At 65.3% G+C, this 18,145-nt stretch carries 17 protein-coding genes and 2 CRISPR repeat arrays (1 of these 19 only partly in view); of the genes, 5 read left to right on the top strand and 12 right to left on the bottom strand.

Annotation, left to right across the window (positions count from 1 at the left end; all coding sequences use genetic code 11):
- Window positions 1–621: direct repeats of the CRISPR family, unit length 28 nt; unit sequence GTGAGCTGCCGCACACGCAGCTCAGAAA; it begins 3,727 nt to the left of the window's first position.
- Window positions 622–637: 16 nt separating this feature from the next.
- A CRISPR array of direct repeats spans window positions 638–1,024; the repeat unit is 27 nt; unit sequence GTGAGCTGCCGCACACGCAGCTCAGAA.
- Between the two features lie 36 nt (window positions 1,025–1,060).
- Together I4484_RS01700 and I4484_RS01705 are read right to left on the bottom strand one after the other, a co-directional pair.
- Window positions 1,061–2,062 (bottom strand): aldo/keto reductase, encoded by a 1,002-nt coding sequence (locus I4484_RS01700; RefSeq protein ID WP_234283649.1) that lies wholly within the window; start codon window positions 2,060–2,062, stop codon window positions 1,061–1,063.
- Window positions 2,063–2,095: 33 nt separating this feature from the next.
- Window positions 2,096–2,518 carry a DUF6746 family protein gene (locus I4484_RS01705; protein WP_197449325.1) on the bottom strand — a complete coding sequence of 141 codons (423 nt, stop codon included), beginning with the start codon at window positions 2,516–2,518 and terminating at the stop codon, window positions 2,096–2,098.
- Window positions 2,519–2,676: 158 nt separating this feature from the next.
- On the opposite strand from I4484_RS01705, the gene I4484_RS01710 reads away from it, so the two are divergent.
- Entirely contained in the window at window positions 2,677–3,267 is a 591-nt protein-coding gene (locus I4484_RS01710) for a DUF4202 domain-containing protein (RefSeq protein ID WP_197449326.1), read from the top strand.
- Window positions 3,268–3,315: 48 nt separating this feature from the next.
- Here the strand turns inward: I4484_RS01710 and I4484_RS01715 are convergent, their stop codons facing one another.
- Entirely contained in the window at window positions 3,316–3,687 is a 372-nt protein-coding gene (locus I4484_RS01715) for a DUF6746 family protein (RefSeq protein WP_197449327.1), read from the bottom strand.
- 187 nt (window positions 3,688–3,874) lie between these two features.
- Between I4484_RS01715 and I4484_RS01720 the strand changes: the two genes are divergently transcribed.
- Window positions 3,875–4,123, top strand: coding sequence for a hypothetical protein (locus tag I4484_RS01720; protein ID WP_197449328.1), 249 nt, complete (start codon window positions 3,875–3,877; stop codon window positions 4,121–4,123).
- A gap of 14 nt (window positions 4,124–4,137) precedes the next feature.
- Here I4484_RS01720 and I4484_RS01725 read toward each other — a convergent pair whose 3' ends face one another.
- Both I4484_RS01725 and I4484_RS01730 read right to left on the bottom strand, forming a co-directional pair.
- Window positions 4,138–5,208 carry a C45 family peptidase gene (locus I4484_RS01725; protein WP_197449329.1) on the bottom strand — a complete coding sequence of 357 codons (1,071 nt, stop codon included), beginning with the start codon at window positions 5,206–5,208 and terminating at the stop codon, window positions 4,138–4,140.
- A complete protein-coding gene (locus I4484_RS01730) occupies window positions 5,205–5,963 on the bottom strand; it encodes a dienelactone hydrolase family protein (protein WP_197449330.1) in 759 nt (252 codons plus the stop codon). Before I4484_RS01730 ends, I4484_RS01725 begins: the two co-directional genes overlap by 4 nt.
- Before the next feature lie 310 nt (window positions 5,964–6,273).
- Between I4484_RS01730 and I4484_RS01735 the strand changes: the two genes are divergently transcribed.
- The gene (locus tag I4484_RS01735; RefSeq protein WP_254799123.1) at window positions 6,274–7,458 is read left to right on the top strand and encodes an ABC transporter substrate-binding protein; all 1,185 of its coding nucleotides are present in this window, start codon (window positions 6,274–6,276) and stop codon (window positions 7,456–7,458) included.
- Between the two features lie 118 nt (window positions 7,459–7,576).
- On the opposite strand, the gene I4484_RS01740 is transcribed toward I4484_RS01735, so the two are convergent.
- The 7 genes from I4484_RS01740 to typA form a co-directional block, all read right to left on the bottom strand.
- Window positions 7,577–8,890 (bottom strand): branched-chain amino acid ABC transporter permease, encoded by a 1,314-nt coding sequence (locus I4484_RS01740; RefSeq protein ID WP_197449332.1) that lies wholly within the window; start codon window positions 8,888–8,890, stop codon window positions 7,577–7,579.
- Window positions 8,890–9,897 (bottom strand): branched-chain amino acid ABC transporter permease, encoded by a 1,008-nt coding sequence (locus I4484_RS01745; protein WP_197449333.1) that lies wholly within the window; start codon window positions 9,895–9,897, stop codon window positions 8,890–8,892. Before I4484_RS01745 ends, I4484_RS01740 begins: the two co-directional genes overlap by 1 nt.
- Window positions 9,898–9,924: 27 nt before the next feature.
- The gene (locus I4484_RS01750) at window positions 9,925–10,629 is read right to left on the bottom strand and encodes an ABC transporter ATP-binding protein (protein ID WP_197449334.1); all 705 of its coding nucleotides are present in this window, start codon (window positions 10,627–10,629) and stop codon (window positions 9,925–9,927) included.
- Window positions 10,630–10,685: 56 nt separating this feature from the next.
- Entirely contained in the window at window positions 10,686–11,456 is a 771-nt protein-coding gene (locus I4484_RS01755; protein ID WP_197449335.1) for an ABC transporter ATP-binding protein, read from the bottom strand.
- Between the two features lie 108 nt (window positions 11,457–11,564).
- Window positions 11,565–13,010, bottom strand: coding sequence for a sodium-dependent transporter (locus I4484_RS01760; protein ID WP_197449336.1), 1,446 nt, complete (start codon window positions 13,008–13,010; stop codon window positions 11,565–11,567).
- Window positions 13,011–13,190: 180 nt separating this feature from the next.
- Window positions 13,191–13,517 carry a hypothetical protein gene (locus I4484_RS01765; RefSeq protein WP_197449337.1) on the bottom strand — a complete coding sequence of 109 codons (327 nt, stop codon included), beginning with the start codon at window positions 13,515–13,517 and terminating at the stop codon, window positions 13,191–13,193.
- Window positions 13,518–13,627: 110 nt separating this feature from the next.
- Window positions 13,628–15,475 (bottom strand): translational GTPase TypA, encoded by a 1,848-nt coding sequence (gene typA, locus I4484_RS01770; RefSeq protein WP_197449338.1) that lies wholly within the window; start codon window positions 15,473–15,475, stop codon window positions 13,628–13,630.
- 334 nt (window positions 15,476–15,809) lie between these two features.
- Here typA and I4484_RS01775 point away from each other — a divergent pair, with 334 nt between their 5' ends.
- Window positions 15,810–16,355 (top strand): hypothetical protein, encoded by a 546-nt coding sequence (locus I4484_RS01775; RefSeq protein WP_197449339.1) that lies wholly within the window; start codon window positions 15,810–15,812, stop codon window positions 16,353–16,355.
- A gap of 349 nt (window positions 16,356–16,704) precedes the next feature.
- A complete protein-coding gene (gene glnA, locus I4484_RS01780) occupies window positions 16,705–18,111 on the top strand; it encodes a glutamate--ammonia ligase (RefSeq protein ID WP_197449340.1) in 1,407 nt (468 codons plus the stop codon).
- Window positions 18,112–18,145 lie beyond the last annotated feature (34 nt).

Here is an 18,145-nt window from a genome sequence, read left to right on the forward strand (position 1 = left end):
GCCGCACACGCAGCTCAGAAAAAAGGCGAGCTAGCAGAAGCCCTCTATCCTAGGTGAGCTGCCGCACACGCAGCTCAGAAATTCTGGATCAGCTCGTTCTCGGCCTTGGTGCGGTGAGCTGCCGCACACGCAGCTCAGAAAAAGACACATCGCGGCATGGCCGGCCAGTTTGAGTGAGCTGCCGCACACGCAGCTCAGAAAAGATGGGAGAAAGCGGACCTCGGGGTCCGCGCGTGAGCTGCCGCACACGCAGCTCAGAAAAGTAGCGGTTATGGTTGTCCTCGACGTGCTTCGTGAGCTGCCGCACACGCAGCTCAGAAAGTATGCGAATTGAACGATGGTGTGCGCCGGGGGTGAGCTGCCGCACACGCAGCTCAGAAAAGACCAGGCGCCAGATGCAGGACATGGCCAAAGTGAGCTGCCGCACACGCAGCTCAGAAAATGACCATGACCCCGCCTGAGCGGTTCGGGGTGTGAGCTGCCGCACAGGCAGCTCAGAAAATGAGGATGCACAAGCGTAGAGACGACCCGCTGTGAGCTGCCGCACACGCAGCTCAGAAATGCGCTCCGTGTCCGACCCAGCAGACGTGTCCGTGAGCTGCCGCACACGCAGCTCAGAAACGCCAGGGGCCCGACCGTGAGCTGCCGCACACGCAGCTCAGAAATGGCTGTATAAGACCGGCGAGCAGCTGCTGGCGTGAGCTGCCGCACACGCAGCTCAGAAATGGCTGTATGAGACCGGCGAGCAGCTGCTGGCGTGAGCTGCCACACACGCAGCTCAGAAATTATAGCTGTATGGGCACACACGGCCAACCGGGTGAGCTGCCGCACAGGCAGCTCAGAAACACTGGCTAGTCATGACCATGTCCGCTCTCCTGTGAGCTGCCGCACACGCAGCTCAGAAAATGCGGCCGATGTACTCGACGTCGACCGGCACGTGAGCTGCCGCATAGGCAGCTCAGAATTACTCCATCGACGAAATGTTCGTGCGTTTCGGGTGAGCTGCCGCACAGGCAGCTAAAAACCGTATGGTGGCGAAACCTCTCTGGCGAGCCGTCCCCTATCCCCCAAACTCCTCCGTATCGATCTCTGCCTGCAGCGCTTCGCTGTAGCGGGCGCCGGCCACCTGGTCCGGTGTCAGCAGTGCGTTCAACCGCGCGATGGTGTCGGCATCCAGGCGCAGGTCTTCCGCGGCGAGGTTTTCGCGCATATGCGCGATTGAGCGGGTGCCGGGGATGGGAATCACGTCGTCGCCTTGGGCCTTGAGCCAGGCGAGGGCGAGTTGGCCGGTGGTAACTCCCCGCTCGCGGGCGATGGCCTGGAGCTTTTCCAGCTGACGCAGGTTTTGCGGCAGGTTCTCGGCGCTGAAGCGCGGCATGCCGCGGCGCACGTCGTTCTCGGTGAGCTGGGTGGCGTCGGTCACGGCGCCGGCCAGGAAGCCGCGCCCCAGCGGGCTAAAGGCGACCAGCGCGGTGTCGGCTTCTCGGCAGGCGTCGAGCAGGGCGATCTCGGGGTTGCGGGTCCACAGCGAGTATTCGGACTGCACCGCGGCGATGGGGTGTTCGGTTCTGGCGCGGCGCAGGGTCGCGGCGGAGATCTCGGAGAGCCCGATGGCGCCTATCTTGCCTTCTTCCACCAGCCGCCCCAGGGCGCCGACGCTCTCCTCGATGGGTACGTTGCGGTCCAGGCGGTGCAGGTAGTAGAGGTCGAGGTGGTCGGTTTGCAGCCGTGTGAGGCTCGCCTCGCACTGGCGGCGGATCGTCTCGGGTCGCCCGTCGATGACCTTCCTGCCGAGTTCGGGGTCCATGGCCATGCCGCACTTGCTGGCCAGCAGGATCCGATCGCGCTTGCCGGCAAGCGCCTTGCCCACTACCCGCTCGTTGGCCGTGGCGCCGTAGAGGGTGGCGGTGTCGAAATGGCGGTAGCCCATCTCGAAGGCTTCCTCGAGGGCGCGCAGGGTTTCGGGCTCGGGCACTGGGTTGCCGTAGCCGTGTGAGAGGTTCATGCAGCCCAGGCCGATGGTGGGCGAGGCCACTTCCTTGAGGCGTGAGAAGAGGGACATGCAGGCTCCGCGTCAGGGGGTTGGGTGTTTATTTTACTGCATTAGCGTCCTGACCCGATCCAGGTACTCCCTGCCGCTTTCGCGGAGGCCCTCCTGGCCCTGGCTGTCGGCGCTTGCGCGAACTTCCCGTACCCGCTCACGCATGGTGCCGACCTCTTCTTCGACCTTCGCCAGGGCGTTCTCGATATCTTCGGTGAGCTGCTGGAGGATGGCGAGGTCGCCGTCGGTCAGCGTTTCCTTGGCCATCAGTACGTCGAGCAGGTCGTTACGCAGCTCAAGGGCGTCCACGGCCTGCTTGAGGGTCTCGATGGGCTGGCCCTGGGTCTGTTCGAGCTCTTGCCGGAGTTCCGCTTCGACCCGATCGTCGGCGGGGTCGACGCCGGTGTCTTGCGCTCCGGCATGGGGAATGCCGAGCGTGAGCAGGGCGAAAACGGGCAGCAGAACGCTACGTGGCATGGCGACATCTCTCCGCGCGGTCGATAGGTGTTCTCTTAAGTTAGTTGGAATTCAGTTAGTTACAAGTTGTCTGCCTGGGCTTGGCAAAAGAGTTTGATTGTCGGCGCCATGCCCGGATGCGGTATGCTGTGGCGATAATGACTTGCACGGACTTTCCTATGCCAGATCAAACGCCGTTTCAGCGCGCCATCGCCGAACTCGATGCCCTGCATGCCGAAGACCCCCGTCGGGTGGAAGTCGAGGGCCAGTCCCTGCCTCTGGAGCTGTGGCACGCGGGGCGAATGAGCGCCTGGCTGGCACAGGTGGTGGAGGCCCCGAGCGAGCTGGTGCAGCTTGCGGTGCGCTCGCAGCATCTGCAGCGCTGGGAGGTGCCGCGCAGCGAATACCCAGAGGGGCGCGTGGGCTATCTCACCTGGCGCCGCGACCAGGGCAAGCGGGCCGGCGAGACCACGGCGCGGGTGATGGAGGCGTCCGGCTACTCGGCGCAGGACGCCGCCGAGGTCTCGCGCATGATTCGCAAGCAGGGCCTGGGCCGCGACCCGGGCACCCAGGCGGTAGAGGACTGTGCCTGCCTGGTGTTCCTCGAAAACTACTTCGCCGACTTCTCCAAGCAGGTGGAGCACGAGCACCTGGTGCGCATCGTGCAGATGACCTGGAAGAAGATGTCGCCGCGCGCCCGGGAACTGGCACTGGCCCTGCCGATGAGCGCCGAGGCGCGGGCCGTGGTGGAGGAGGCGCTGGCGGGCTAGGGAGTGCTCCGGCCGGCGCCTGCCCACCGGAGCCGATGAGGCGAAGGCTCAGGGCGCCAGCGTCTGCGCCGCTTCCAGGTAGTCCGCGCCGTGGCTCTGCACGCGCTCGAAGTCACCGGTCTCGGAGCCTTGGTGAACCTCCTCCAGGTTGACCGCCAGGGTCTCCACCTCCTCGTTGATCTTCTCCAGGGCATTCTCCAGGGTGTAGGTGAGCTGGTGGATGGTGCCGAGGTCCGCGAGGCTCGGCTCCTCCTGGGCGAGCAGTTCGGCCAATTGCTGATTGTACTCGGAGAAGTTCGCCATGGCCTGGCTCAGGGTGTCGGCCGGCTCACCCTTGAAGTGCTCGGTGGGTGAGCTGGCCTGGGCGGTGGCGGCAAGCATCAGGCCGGAAAGCAGGGCGGGCAGCATCAGTCGCTTCATGATTCGTCCCCTCTTCAAATGAGAATGGTATGCGTTAGCTTATGTACCACTCCCGTGCGGCCTCGGCAAGCGGGGAAGATAACGAGAATGATTTTTCTTTGTGTCATTTGACAGAGGTCAGGCGGGCGGCTAGATTCTTCATGGTTAATGATAATTGTTATCATTAGTAGCGCGAACGGAGGTCGCCATGTCGCATAGCGCCAATACCGCCATCCGCGGCGTCAAGCCCAGGTGGCTGATCCGCGATACCCCCCCGGGGTCGGTACGCCTGGCCCGAGAGTATCCGCGCCAGGACACCAGCCTCTCCGAAGAGGAGTGGGAGCTGCTTCAACTGTACCGGGAGGAGGCTCGGCACGAGCTGTTCCGGCGCTCGTTCCTGCTCATCTCCGAGCGCTATCTGAAAGGCGAACTGCCCGCTGCCGGCCCGCTTCCCTGAGCGGTCGGTACGCGTCAGCCCAGGGCGATGCTCAGGCTGTCGGCGCTCTCGCAGGGCTTGCCGTGACGCACGGTGAGGCGCCGCTCGCTCAGGTTCATCACCACCGAGAACAGGGTCTCCATGCGTTCCTCGGCGGGCTGGTCCGGGTTGAAGTGGCGGCAGATCGACAGCGGAGCGCCCTGATGATCGCTGAGGATGTCGAACAGGCTGGCCTCGTCGAGGTCGGCATCCGCGGCCAGCTCATCGTGCAGCAGCGCGTCGAGGCGACACAAGCGCGGCCAGGAGTCGACGCGGGGGAAGTCCCGCACCGGGCAGGGGGTGTTGTCCGCATAGAGATGGTTGGTATGGGTGACGATGCCGCCGCGCGGCAGGATACGCCCCGGCTCGCCGGGCTGTACCTCGAGACCCACGGCCTGGCCGTCGCCGTCGGCGAGCAGGAAGTGAGCCGGTGAGCAGACTCGTTGGTGGGTGGCCACGGCGAGCGCGCTCGGCATGTCCTCGCTTTCGAGGATCTTGCGCAGGGCGATATGGATCGGCAGCCCGGCACCGCAGGTCTGCGAGCGAATGGCGTTGAGGCAGACACCGATGCCGCGAGCGTTCAGGCCGACCTTGCCGACCATGCCGGCCTCGCCGATGCTCACCAGCGCGGGGCGTCCGTCGCCCTGGATGTGCAGGGCGACCACGTTGTCGAGCTGATCGTGGCGCCAGTCCCAGTTCTGCGCCAGCCACTGCTGCCCGTGTCGCAGAAGGGAAAAGGCCGAGCAGCCGCCGTCGGCCTGGGTCAGGGCGATCTCGCTGCGACAGTTCAGCGTCAAGATGTCGATGAAGTCGACATCCGCGCCCCAGGCGATGCCGTTCATCTCCTCGAGTATCTCGGGAAAGCCCTGCGCGATCTGGGCCTCGAAGTGGCAGGCCCGGTCGCGGGCCTCTGCCCAGCGGAGGCCGACGAAGTCATGGAACAGCTGGGCGTAGACCTGAAGGCTGCGCTCGATCAGGTGCCGGTGGATGCGGCCGTGCTCCGCACCGATCTCATGGTGGCTTCCCGTCAGTTCGGTGATGGCCAGGGGGCGTGTCTGTCGGCTCATAGCACCTCCTCGAGAAAGGCCAGGAAGGCGCTCCACGACGCCTGGTCGGCGCGCTCCTGGTAGCGCTCGCTGTCGAACTCCGTGAAGCCGTGCGGAGCACCGGAGTAGATCTCCATGGTGTAGGTCGCCTCGATGGCTTCGAGTTCTTCCACCAGGCCGCTGAGGTCCTCCATGGTCACGCTGGTGTCGGCACCGCCGTGGGCGATCAGCAGTGGCGGCACCGCCTCGGGCCACGTCTGGCCCTCCGGCGTGGCCAGGCCGCCGTGGAAGCTGGTGTAGCCCGCCACGTTGTCGGCTTCGCCGGAGCGGGCGAGCTCCAACGCCACGGCCCCGCCGAAGCAGTAGCCCATGATCACCACGCCCTCGGCGACCTCCTGCTCGTGGGCCTCGTCCAGGCCGGCCAGGGTCAGCTCGCGCATGCGCTCACGGTCGGAATAGAGCGCCCGGGTGGCTGCCTGGCGGGCCTCGGTGCTCTCGGGGCGGTTGCCCTGGCCGAACAGGTCGACGGCGAAGGCATCGAAGCCCTGCTCGGCCAGCATGTCGGCACGCTGGCGCTCGTAGTCGCCCAGGCCGTCCCAGTCGTGCACGATCAGCACCGTGCCGCGGGCGTCGCCCTGGGCGGGGCTGTAGTAGCCTTCGAAGCTATCGTCGCCGACCTCGTAGACGATGTCGTTGCCGGCGGGCGTGAAGCCGTGGGCGCCGGTGGCAAGGCCGAGCGATGCCAGCAACGCGAAGGAGAGGGATGCAGGGCGCATGGGAGGCTCCTGTTGTCGTAGGCGTGAGGTGGCGGACTGCGGACTTGAGTATAGGCGAAGGCCGGCGGGCCAGGGTCGCGAGCGTTGAACGCGCGCGGCAGTACCGTGTTGGGTTTTCCATCACTGATAAGGGCTTGGCGCTGTGCAGCAAGGCTCAAACGTTGGTATGGGGGGCTTGTGTTTTGCCTCGGGGCCTTCCAGATTAAGGGGGTGACGTTCATTCGTAACCAGACGTAAATCACCACACCTCAATCACCCCACACTTCAATCACCAGAGTGAGAAGAACAAATGAAGAAGAGCGTTTTGGCGATGGCAATCGCTGCCTCCAGCGTGGCATTCGCTGGCGCGGCGCAGGCGGAAGTGAAGATCGGTTTCATCGGCGGCTTCACCGGCCCGATCGAGAGCCTGACCCCGCCGATCTTCGACGGCGCGCGGCTGGCGGTGAAGCAGATCAACGAGCAGGGCGGCATCCTTGGCGGGCAGGAGCTGGCCATGCCCAATGCCGATACCACCTGTAGCGATGCCTCGGCGGCATCCAACGCGGCGGACCGTATGGTCAACACCGAGAACGTCACGGCGATCGTCGGGGCGCTGTGTACCGGCGCGACCGTGGCGGCGGCCAACAGTGCGGCGATTCCCGGCGGCGTGGTGATGGTGTCGCCGGCCTCCACCGCGCCGGCGGTGACCGAGCTGGACGACAACGACCTGGTGTTCCGCACCGTGCCGTCTGACGCCTACCAGGGCGAGATCCTGGCCAAGCTGATGCTCGAGAAGGGCTTCGACGAGGTGGCGGTGACCTTCGTCAACAACGATTACGGCCAGGGCCTGGCCGATGCCTTTACCACGGCCTTCGAGGCCGGCGGCGGCACGGTGGCGGAGAACCTGGCGCATGAGGACGGCCGCGCCGATTACCGCTCCGAGCTAGGCTCGCTCTCTTCCAGCGGCGCCGAGACCCTGGTGGTGCTCGCCTATGCCGACGGCTCGGGCCAGACCATCCTGCGCCAGGCCTATGAGAGCGGTGCGTTCACCCAGTACGCCGGTGCCGACGGCATGGTCGGGGATTCGCTGGTCGGCGCGGTCGGCGCGGATGCCCTCGAGGGCATGATCGCGACCCGCCCGGGCAGCCCCGAACTGCCGGGCACCGAGATCTTCAACCAAGCGGCCCAGGAGGCCGGCTTCGACCCCAGCGCGGTGTTCGCCGCCCAGGCCTACGACGCCGCCTTCCTGCTGGCGCTGGCCATCGAGCAGAACGGCAGCGCCGAGCGCGAAGGCCTCTCCGAGGCGCTGCGTAGCGTCTCCTCCGCCCCCGGCGAAACGATCCTGCCCGGCGAGTGGGAGAAGGCCCTGGAGCTGATCGCCGCCGGCGAGGAGATCAACTACGAGGGGGCCTCCGGCAGGCACGAGTTCGACGACAACGGCGACGTGCCGGGTGTGGTGGTCGAGATGGCGGTGGAAGGCGGTGCCTTCGTCGGCAAGGGCCTGATTCAGGACTAATCCAGGCCTGAACTGAAGCAGCAAGTGCAATGGCCCCGGCGGGAATTCCCGCCGGGGCCTTTCTTATTGAATGAAGGTTTTAGAGAGGAGCGGATTTATGTCGCATAAACCACCCTCTCTACCCGTGGTGTTTGACTTTCTCGGGCAACAACCCCTGCGGCGCGAAGCGCAGCACCAGGGTAATGAGCAGGCCGATCACGAATACCCGGGCCTGCAGCGCGCGGCTGTCGAGGTTCCCCGGCGGCTCCCAGCCGAACCAGCCCTCGCCGATGGCCGCGGCCCCGTGCATCAGGAACAGCGCCAGCGGTTCGGACATCAGCCAGATGATGTAGACCGCCACGGCGCCGAAGATGGTGCCCAGGTTGTTGCCGGGCCCGCCGAGGATCACCATCACCAGCACCAGGAAGGTGTGGTTCAGCGGCAGGAAACCGTTGGGATCGAAGATGCTGTTGAACGAGGCCAGCGCACCGCCGCCGATGCCGATCAGGATACAGCCCAGCACGAAGATCTCCAGGCGGCGTCGGTTGATGTCCTTGCCCATCGCCGCGGCGGAGATCTCGTTGTCGCGAATGGCGCGGATCATGCGCCCCCAGGGCGCATGGTAGGCGCGGTGGAGCAGGAAGAAGATCACTGCGATCATCACCGCCGTGACCGACAGATAGAGTGCGCGGGCCAGGGTGAACCCCAGCGTGCTGGGACCCGGCGTGGGCCAGGGCAGGGGCGAGACGGTGGCGGTGCCGCGGGTCAGCCAGTCGGAGTTCTTGAGGAAGGCCTTGATGATCTCGGCGATGCCGAGGGTGGCGATGGCCAGGTAATCGCTGCGCAGCCCCAGGCAGATGTGGCCGATGAAGTAGCCGATGGCGCCCGCCAGCGCACCGCCGACGATCCAGCCGCTCCAGGCCGGCAGGCCCAGGCCGCCGATGAAGCCGGCGCGGGATTCGATCTCGCCGGTGACGCTGCGCAGCACGCTGATCACCACCAGGTAGAGCACTACGGCCAGCACGATGGCGATCAGGGTGCGCAGTTTCCTGGGCACGCCGAGGCGGTCGAGCTTGGTGGCGCCATACACGAGCAGGATCGAGGCGGCCACGTAGAGCAGCGCCCTGCCCAGTTCGCCGGGCAGCTCGGTGCCCCAGAAGGCCTCGTTGGCCGGCACGCTGAAGAACATGGTGGCGAAGGCACCCAGGGCGACGAAGCCCATCACCCCGGCATTGAACTGGCCGGCGTAGCCCCACTGGATGGTCAGCCCCAGGGCCAGGATGGCATAGCAGGCGGCCTCCACCAGCATGCGCGTGCTGTAGGCGCTGCCCATCACGGCGTAAACGCCGAGGATCACGACCAGCAGGGCGCCAAAAAGGATGACTTCGCGAAGCGGGAAGCGTGACGGCGCGGCGACGATGTCTTCGCGGCGTTCGGTCTGTTGCGTGCTCATCAGATCACCTTCCCCTTGAAGATGCCGGTGGGGCGCCATACCAGGATCGCCACCAGGATGAAGAAGGGCACCACGATCTTGTACTCGGTGCCGACGAAGGCGAGGTTGCCGGCCTGGGCCAGCCACTCGGGCAGGCTGTCGCGGAAGGGGCGCAGCAGAACCGCCCAGTTGAACACCGCCAGGGTTTCGGCGAAGCCCACCACGAAGCCGCCGGCGATGGCCCCGTAGGGATGGCCCACGCCGCCGACGATGGCCGCGGCGAAGATCGGCAGCAGCAGGAAGAAGCTCAGGTCGGGCTTGAAGGTGACGTCGAGCGCCAGCAGGGTGCCGGCGATGGCGGCGAGCCCGCCGGCGATCACCCAGGTCACCGCCACGATGTGGTTGGTGTTGATGCCCGAGGCCCGCGCCAGGTCGGGGTTGTCGGACATGGCGCGCATCGCCTTGCCCAGCCGCGTGCGGTTGAGGAACAGGTGCAGCCCCATCACGCAGACGATGGTCAGGAGGAACAGGATGATCTGCGGCTCGGTGACGATGATCGGCCGGCTCGCCAGCTCGAACGGCATCTCGAGGCGGTAGATCTCCTTGCGCTCACCGGCCAGGTACAGGTTCTGGGCACCGGTACCGGCGAACAGGCGAATCAGCCCCTGCAGCATCAGGGTCACGCCCAGTGAGGCGATCACCATGACGATGGGCTTGACGCCGTGGGCGCGCAGCGGCTTGTAGAAGGTCTTGTCGACGCCCACCGCGAGCAGGGCGGTGAGCACCATGGCCAGCGGCAGCATGACGATGGGGGTGGGCAGGCCCACCGCGCCGCCTACGCCGGGAAAGGCCAGCGTCAACAGCAGCACCATGAAAGTACCGAAGGTCATCATGTCGGCATGGGCGAAGTGGGCGAAGCGCATGATGCTGAAGATCAGCGTCACGCCGATGGCGCCGATGGCATAGATCGAGCCGGTCACGCTGCCGGCGACGATCACGTTGTTGATGAAGAAAACCAGTTCGTTCACGACTCACTCTCCAGTACGGCTCCGGGCTCAACCGCCCAGGAAGCTCTTGGCCACTTCCGGGTCGGCGAGCAGGGCGGCGCCGGTATCGGTGAAGCGGTTCTTGCCGGCAGCCAGCACGAAGCCCTTGTCGGCGATGGCGAGCGCCTGCTTGGCGTTCTGTTCGACCATCAGGATGCCCACGCCGGCGGCGTTGATCTCCTTCACCCGCTCGAAGATCTCATTCATGTAGAGCGGGGAGAGGCCGGCGGTCGGTTCGTCGAGCAGCAGCACCTCGGGTTCGGCCATCAGCGCGCGGCCCATGGCGACCATCTGCCGCTGGCCGCCGGAGAGCTCGCCGGCGGGCTGGTGGCGCTTGTCGTAGAGCGGCGGAAAGAAGTCGTAGACCTGCCTCAGCATGCGCTTGACGTTGCCCGGCTTGAGGAAGGCGCCCATCTCCAGGTTCTCTTTCACCGTGAGGCTGGGGAAGACGTTCTTCTCCTGGGGCACGAAGCCCATGCCCCTCTGCACCAGCTTGTTGGGCGGCAGGTTGTGGATCGGCTCGCCGCGCAGCAGGATCTCGCCCTGGCTGACGGTGAGCAGGCCGAAGATGGCCTTGAGCATGGTGGACTTGCCGGCGCCGTTGGGGCCGACGATCACACCGACCTCGTCGGCCTCGATCGACATATTCACCCCGTTGAGGATGTTCATGCCGCCGTAGCCGCCGTGCACGTCGCGTGCTTCGAGTAATGGCATCGTGGATTCTCTGCGCTATCGTGGCTGTTCTTCTTGTCGGGTCTGTGCGCCTGGCTTCAGGCGGCGGTGGAACCAAAGTAGGCCTCGATCACCTGAGGATTGTTGCGGATCTCCTCGATGGTGCCTTCGACCATCACGCTGCCCTGGGCCAGCACGATCACCGGGTCGCACAGCCGCGCGATCATGTCCATGTCGTGCTCGATGACCAGGAAGGTGTAGCCCATCTCGCGGTTGAGCCGCTCGATGTTGCTCACCAGGTCGCCCAGCAGGGTGCGGTTGACCCCCGCGGCGATCTCGTCGAGCAGCACCACGCGGGCATCGGTCATCATCGTGCGGCCGAGTTCGAGCAGCTTCTTCTGCCCGCCGGAGAGGTTGCCGGCCAGCTCGTTGCGCACGTGGTGCAGGCCGATGAAGTCGATCACCTCGAGCGCCTTCCGGCGCACCTCGCTCTCCTCGCGGCGCACCAGCCCCGGCTTGAGCCAGGCGTCGAACAGGCTCTCGCCGGCCTGGCGCGGCGGCACCATCATCAGGTTCTCCAGCGCCGTCATGTGGGAGAATTCATGGGCGATCTGGAAGGTGCGCAGCAGGCCCTTGTGGAACAGTTCGTTGGCGGGGCGGTTGGTGATGTCCTCGCCATCGAGCAGAACCTGGCCGCTGTCGAGTGGCAGCGCGCCGGCGATGATGTTGAACAGCGTCGACTTGCCGGCGCCGTTGGGGCCGATCAACCCGGTGATCGAGCCCTGCTCGACCTGGATCGAACAGTCGTTGATGACCTTCAGGCCACCGAAGGCCTTGTGGACGTGCCTGACGTCGATGATGGAAGGCATGTTGGTTCCTGCACGTTTATATCTTTGTTATGCACCCGGCCACTGTTTGGTGTGAGGTCGGGTGGCGTATATCGAGCCGCCGCCCGAAGGCGGCGGCAAGGTGTCGTACTACTGCGCCTGGCGCTTGCCGACCAGGAAGGTGCGCCCGGCGGCGAAGGCGCCGACGATGATCAGCGCACCGGCGGCCGGAATCAGGTAGCCCTCGACCTGCGGGATGGTGCGCAGGAATACGAAGGCCACCGCCGCCGGTGCGACGAAGCGTACCAGGAAGCGCCAGGACTGGAACCAGGCCTCGCTGGTGCGCATCTCCTTCATCACCTCGGAGTGGGTCAGCGCCCAGCCGGCGAACAGCGCGATGAGCAGGCCGCCCAGCGGCATGAAGATGTTGGTCAGAAGCTCGATGAAGTCGAAGGCGCTGCGGCCGAACAGGGTATGGAAGAGGCTGGCCTCGGCCCACAGGTTGAAGCTGACCACCGTGAGCAGGCCCAGCGCCCAGCTGGCCACCACCATGGCGAACACCGCCTGGGGGCGGGTGAGGTCGAAGCGTTCGACCAAGAAGGCGGCCACCGGCTCGATCAGCGAGATCGAGGAGCTGATCGCCGCGCCCAGCACGAGGATGAAGAATACCCCGCCGATCAGCCCACCGAGAGGCATCTCGGCGAACGCCAGCGGCAGGGTGACGAACATCAGGCCAGGCCCGGCGCTGGCGTCCAGGCCGGCGCCGAACACCAGCGAGAAGATCGCCAGCCCCGCCACCATGGCCACGGCGGTGTCGACGAAGGCCACGGCAAAGGCGGTGCGGCTCAGCGAGGCGTCGCTGGCCATGTAGGCGCCGTAGGCCATGATCGCGCCCATGCCGAGGCTCAGGGTGAAGAACGATTGGCCCATCGCCTGCAACCAGCCTTCAAGGCTCAGGTCAGCCAGGTTGAAGGTGAACAGAAAGCTAGCCGCAGCGGCGAAATCGCCGTTGGTGATGCCGTAGGCGAGCACGACCAGCAGGATCACGAACAGCGCCGGCATCATGATGCGCAGCCCGCTCTCGATGCCCTTGTGGATGCCCATGCCCACGATCACCCCCGACGCGATGATGAACAGCGTGTGGTAGAGCGTGAGCAGGCCCGGCGAGGCCAGCAGCGCATCGAAGCCGGCGATGATGGTCGCCGCATCGGCGCCGACCAGCGAGCCGGTCAGCATCAGCCAGGTGTAGTGGATCGCCCAGCCGGCGATCACCGAATAGAAGCTCAGGATCAGGAAGGCCGAAGCGCCCCCCAGCCAGCCGATCGATACCCAGCCGCGGGAGGTCTTGTGGGTGCGGGTCAGGAACTGCATGCCCATGATCGGACTGCGGCGGCTGGCGCGGCCGAGCATGGTCTCGGCGATCAGGATCGGGATGCCGACGGCGAAGATGGTCAGGGCGTAGATCAGGATGAAGGCCCCGCCGCCGTTCTCGCCGGTCAGGTACGGAAAGCGCCACAGGTTGCCGAGCCCCACCGCCGAGCCGACCGCGGCCAGCAGGAAGGTGCCCTTGTGTGTCCAGACGTTGTGCGTGCTCATGTGGTTTCCGAAGCGTCGTCCTGTGGCCTTGTGAGCCGAGTGTGGCGCCCACGAGCTCCGGTCGGATAGGGGCGGTCGTTGGGCGCGTACACTGTGCGACACAACCCGCGTCATGGCCAGTAGACGATCGTTAAGGATACGTTGGGAACGACAGATGACCGGGGCACGGGTTCATGGAAGTCACTGCGGCTCTTCGTCCTGTGCGGCGTTGTCGCTCGGGCGCGGCTCGAAGGCGCGGTCGGCATCCGCCAGGCGCACCGTGTCGCCGACCACCAGCTTGCCGCGGGTCTGCAGGCGCTTGCCGCTGCGCGGCTCGATCAGCGCCACCACCTGGCCGATGCTGGTGCCGTCGACATAGGCCTCGACCCGGATGCGCGCCACCAACCCCTGAAAGCGGGCCGAGAGGATGTCGCCGGGCCCCGGCTCCGAATAACCCTGGGGGCTGCGTTCGTAGTGGCGCATCACGCTGTCGGCGCCGGGGTCGTCCCATTCCACGTGCTTGTGCATGATGTCTCCTGGTCTTGTGGGGGTTGCCTACAGCGTAGCCGCTCGTTTCGAGATGGCGTGAAGCGAAGCGCCCGCCTCAAAGAGGCGGGCGCTATCGTCGGATGGCGAAATTACTTCTTGTTGCGCTTGCGCTCATGCTCCTTGAGGAACTTCTTGCGCAGGCGGATGTGGTTGGGGGTGATCTCCACCAGCTCGTCGTCGTCGAGAAACTCGATGGCCTGCTCCAGCGAGAATTTCACCGGCGGGGTCAGCACGATGTTCTCGTCGTTGCCAGAGGCGCGCATGTTGTCGAGCTTCTTGCCCTTGGTGGGGTTGACCACCAGGTCGTTGGCGCGGTTGTGGATGCCCACCAGCATGCCTTCGTAGACCTCGGTGCCGTGGTCGATGATCAGCTTGCCGCGCTCCTGCAGCGCGTACAGCGCGTAGGCCAGCGCCTTGCCATCGACCATGGAGACCAGCACGCCGTTACGGCGCTCGATGGCGGCGTCGGGCTTGAGCGGGCCATAGTGGTCGAAGCGGCTGGTGAGGATGCCGGTGCCCGAGGTCAGGGTCAGGAACTGGCCGCGGAAACCGATCAGCCCTCGCGCGGGGATGATGAAGTCCAGGCGCACGCGGCCCTTGCCGTCGGGGTTCATGTTGGTCAGCTCGCCCTTGCGGTAGCCGAGCTCCTCCATGATGGCGCCCTGGTGCTGCTCCTCGCAGTCGATGATCACCTCTTCGTACGGCTCCTGCCTGACGCCGTCGATCTCCTTGATGATCACCTCGGGGCGGCCCACCGCCAACTCGAAGCCTTCGCGGCGCATGGTCTCGATCAGCACCGAGAGGTGCAGCTCGCCGCGGCCGGAGACCTTGAACTTTTCCGGGCTCTCGCCCTGTTCGACACGCAGCGCCACGTTGTGGATCAGCTCCTGGTCGAGGCGATCCTTGATGTTGCGGCTGGTGACGTACTTGCCGTCGCGGCCGGCGAAGGGCGAGTCGTTGACCTGGAAGGTCATGGAGACGGTGGGCTCGTCCACCGACAGCGGCGGCAGTGCCTCGACGGCAGCCGGGTCGCACAGGGTGTCGGAGATCGACAGCTCGTCGATGCCGGTGATGCAGACGATGTCGCCGGCGGTGGCGAGTTCGGTCTGAACGCGCTCGAGGCCCATGTGGGTCATCACCTGGCCGACCTTGCCCTTGCGGGTCTTGCCGTCAGTGCCGATCACCACGATCTGCTGGTTGGGCTTGACCGAGCCGCGCTTGATGCGGCCCAGGCCGATGACGCCCACGTAGCTGGAGTAGTCCAGCGCCGAGATCTGCATCTGGAACGGGCCGTCGAGCTCCACCGCCGGCGGCTCGACGATATCGACGATGGCCTGGAACATGGGCGACATGTCCTCGGCCAGCGCGTCCGGGTCCATGCCGGCGATGCCGTTGAGCGCCGAGCAGTAGACGATCGGGAAGTCGAGCTGCTCGTCGGTGGCGCCGAGGTTGTCGAACAGGTCGAAGATCTGGTCGATGACCCAGTCGGGACGCGCACCGGGGCGGTCGATCTTGTTGACCACCACGATCGGCTTGAGGCCCTGGGCGAAGGCCTTCTGGGTGACGAAGCGGGTCTGCGGCATGGGGCCGTCGACGGCGTCGACCAGCAGCAGTACCGAGTCGACCATCGACATCACGCGCTCCACCTCGCCGCCGAAGTCGGCGTGTCCGGGGGTGTCGACGATGTTGATGTGATAGTCGCGGCCGCTGCCGTCCTGCCAGCGGATCGCGGTGTTCTTGGCCAGGATGGTGATGCCGCGTTCCTTCTCCTGGTCGTTGGAGTCCATGATCCGCTCTTGCCCTTCGGCCTTGCGGTCGAGCGTGCCGGACTGGCTCAGGAGCTTGTCGACCAGCGTGGTCTTGCCGTGGTCGACGTGGGCAATGATGGCAATATTGCGCAAACTCTCGATGCGAGAGGGGGTTACAGCTGTGTTCATAAGGTGTGACTCATCAACAGGGGCGCACCTATGTACACATCGGAAGAACGTACCCTAGGCGCGGGGTAGGGAGTGGAGGCGCATTGTACAGGTAAGCGGGGAAAGGGAATAGCACAACCTCGTCATCATGGCTTTCTCAGCCCGAGGCGTGGCGGTTGCCATGCGCCTCGGGCTGCCCGGGCAATGCTCCCGTCACGGCATTGGGGGTCTGGAGGCGATGATCGAGTGGGACAAAATTCAGCAAGGGAACTTTGTCGACACCTTTCTACACTTATCTACGCAGAATGTAACGTAATTGTCGGTCGGCCCTTCCCGCTTCGGTGGAGCCTGAGACATGCCTCTTGCCAGTGTCATTTTCGATGCGCGTGCCGCGGGAGCGAAGCTGCCCCGCAGCATGGTCCTCTTCGAGCAGGCCGCCCGGCGCTGGCAGGGGGGGTACGAGCTGCTGCTGGTGGACGACACCGGCGATCGCCGGCTACCTGACCTGGCGCAGCGCTACCAGGTAATGCTGGTGTCGTGCAGTGCCGCCAACCTGGGCAGCCGATTCAACGCCGCGGTGCGGGTCAGCCGTGGTGACGTCCTGCTCTTTCCCGGATTGGGCGATCGGCGTGCCGTCGACTGGCTCAGCCTTCGGCTGATCGACCTCGATCTCGAACCCGAGAGCGGCTGGGACGCGGCCGTCCTGCCGGTGCGTCGCCACAGCTGGTTGCGCTGGTGGTGGTTGCTCCAGCGCCCCTCGCCGCTGGATACCTTCTGGGTGGCGCGTGACTGGTTCGAGCGCATCGGCGGCTTCGACCCGCAGCTGGGCAGCGATGCGCTGCCCGATCTGCTCGAGCGCCTGCGGGCCTGCCAGGCTCGCGTGTCGATCGAGACTGCGTAACCCCTCCTGCCTGATTTGCACTGATTTGGTGCGTCTCGCGTTATGCTGCACCATTATGGCGCCATTTTTAGGCGCTGAGGGGCCATGGCGAGACCGGTCGAGCCTGCTTGGTGCAGTCCGATACAGCGCGGTGCAAAATATTTCCCCTGGAAAACAGCGAATTATTATTTCGATGGGCTTGGTTGGTGCATGATTGGCACGCCTCCTGCATTTGTCGTGGCAGCTCGTCATGCTCGTGCATGGCGAACGTGGGCAGCCGGCCCACAGCGTGTTACAACAGGCGCTGCATGAACCAGCGCCAGTGGACTTCAGCCAAACGAATCGAGCCATCGCTCAACGGAGGACACAAATGTCAGCCAAGACTCTCGCCCTGATCGAAGAACATGACGTGAAGTGGGTCGACCTGCGCTTCACCGACACGCGGGGCAAGGAACAGCACGTCACCATTCCGGCCCGCGCAGTCGACGAGGAGTTCTTCGAAAACGGCCAGATGTTCGATGGTTCCTCCATCTCCGGCTGGAAGGGCATCAACGAATCCGACATGATCCTGCGTCCGGAAGACGGTACCGCCTTCCTCGACCCGTTCACCGAGGACGCCACCCTGGTGCTGCGCTGCGACATCATCGAGCCGGCCACCATGCAGGGCTACGAGCGCGATCCGCGTTCCATCGCCAAGCGCGCCGAGGCCTACCTGCAGTCCACCGGCCTGGGCGACACCGCCTTCTTCGGCCCCGAGCCCGAGTTCTTCATCTTCGATGAGGTGCACTGGAAGGCCGACATCGAAGGCGCCATGTACAAGATCACCTCCGAGGAGGGGGCCTGGGCCACCGACCGCCAGCTCGAGGGCGGCAACCTGGCGCACCGTCCGCGCGTCAAGGGCGGCTACTTCCCGGTGCCCCCGGTCGACAGCTTCCACGACATCCGCGGTGCCATGTGCAACACCCTGGAAGCCATCGGCCAGAGCGTCGAAGTGCACCACCACGAGGTCGCCAACGCCGGCCAGAACGAGATCGGCGTCAAGTTCAACACCCTGGTGAAGAAGGCCGACGAGGTCCAGGAACTGAAGTACGTGATCCACAACGTGGCCCACGCCTACGGCAAGACCGCCACCTTCATGCCCAAGCCGCTGGTCGGCGACAACGGCAGCGGCATGCACGTGCACCAGTCATTCTGGAAGGAAGGCCAGAACCAGTTCGCGGGTGACCAGTACGCCGGGCTGTCGGAAATGGCGCTGTACTACATCGGCGGCATCATCAAGCATGCGCGTGCCCTGAACGCCTTCGCCAACGCCTCGACCAACTCCTACAAGCGCCTGGTGCCGGGCTTCGAGGCGCCGGTCATGCTGGCCTACAGCGCCCGCAACCGCTCCGCCTCCATCCGCATTCCGTACACGGCGAGCCCCAAGGGCAAGCGCGTCGAGCTTCGCTTCCCCGACCCGACCGCCAACCCCTACCTGTGCTTCGCGGCGATGCTGATGGCCGGTATCGATGGCATCAAGAACAAGATCCACCCCGGCGACGCCATGGACAAGAACCTCTATGATCTGCCGCCGGAAGAGGGCAAGAAAGTGCCGACCGTGGCCCACAGCCTGGATCAGGCCCTGGAAGCCCTGGACAAGGATCGTGCCTTCCTCACCGAAGGCGGCGTGTTCACCGACGACATGATCGATGCCTACATCGAGCTGAAGATGGAAGACGTCGAGCGTATCCGCATGACCACGCATCCGATCGAGTTCGACATGTACTACAGCTGCTGAGCAGCCGCGACCGGCGCTACGCCGCCGGCTCGTC

The organism is Halomonas sp. SS10-MC5 (genome assembly GCF_015992245.1).
GTDB classification, from domain to species: domain Bacteria; phylum Pseudomonadota; class Gammaproteobacteria; order Pseudomonadales; family Halomonadaceae; genus Halomonas; species Halomonas sulfidoxydans.

Coding starts and splice junctions, on each gene's coding strand:
- I4484_RS01735 (WP_254799123.1), top strand. CDS start 6,274: ATGGCAATCGCTGCCTCCAGCGTGGCATTCGCTGGCGCGGCGCAGGCG.
- I4484_RS01730 (WP_197449330.1), bottom strand. CDS start 5,963: ATGCGCCCTGCATCCCTCTCCTTCGCGTTGCTGGCATCGCTCGGCCTT.
- I4484_RS01775 (WP_197449339.1), top strand. CDS start 15,810: ATGCCTCTTGCCAGTGTCATTTTCGATGCGCGTGCCGCGGGAGCGAAG.
- glnA (WP_197449340.1), top strand. CDS start 16,705: ATGTCAGCCAAGACTCTCGCCCTGATCGAAGAACATGACGTGAAGTGG.
- I4484_RS01715 (WP_197449327.1), bottom strand. CDS start 3,687: ATGAAGCGACTGATGCTGCCCGCCCTGCTTTCCGGCCTGATGCTTGCC.
- I4484_RS01705 (WP_197449325.1), bottom strand. CDS start 2,518: ATGCCACGTAGCGTTCTGCTGCCCGTTTTCGCCCTGCTCACGCTCGGC.
- I4484_RS01750 (WP_197449334.1), bottom strand. CDS start 10,629: ATGCCATTACTCGAAGCACGCGACGTGCACGGCGGCTACGGCGGCATG.
- I4484_RS01720 (WP_197449328.1), top strand. CDS start 3,875: ATGTCGCATAGCGCCAATACCGCCATCCGCGGCGTCAAGCCCAGGTGG.
- I4484_RS01700 (WP_234283649.1), bottom strand. CDS start 2,062: ATGTCCCTCTTCTCACGCCTCAAGGAAGTGGCCTCGCCCACCATCGGC.
- I4484_RS01725 (WP_197449329.1), bottom strand. CDS start 5,208: ATGAGCCGACAGACACGCCCCCTGGCCATCACCGAACTGACGGGAAGC.
- I4484_RS01755 (WP_197449335.1), bottom strand. CDS start 11,456: ATGCCTTCCATCATCGACGTCAGGCACGTCCACAAGGCCTTCGGTGGC.
- typA (WP_197449338.1), bottom strand. CDS start 15,475: ATGAACACAGCTGTAACCCCCTCTCGCATCGAGAGTTTGCGCAATATT.
- I4484_RS01760 (WP_197449336.1), bottom strand. CDS start 13,010: ATGAGCACGCACAACGTCTGGACACACAAGGGCACCTTCCTGCTGGCC.
- I4484_RS01740 (WP_197449332.1), bottom strand. CDS start 8,890: ATGAGCACGCAACAGACCGAACGCCGCGAAGACATCGTCGCCGCGCCG.
- I4484_RS01765 (WP_197449337.1), bottom strand. CDS start 13,517: ATGCACAAGCACGTGGAATGGGACGACCCCGGCGCCGACAGCGTGATG.
- I4484_RS01710 (WP_197449326.1), top strand. CDS start 2,677: ATGCCAGATCAAACGCCGTTTCAGCGCGCCATCGCCGAACTCGATGCC.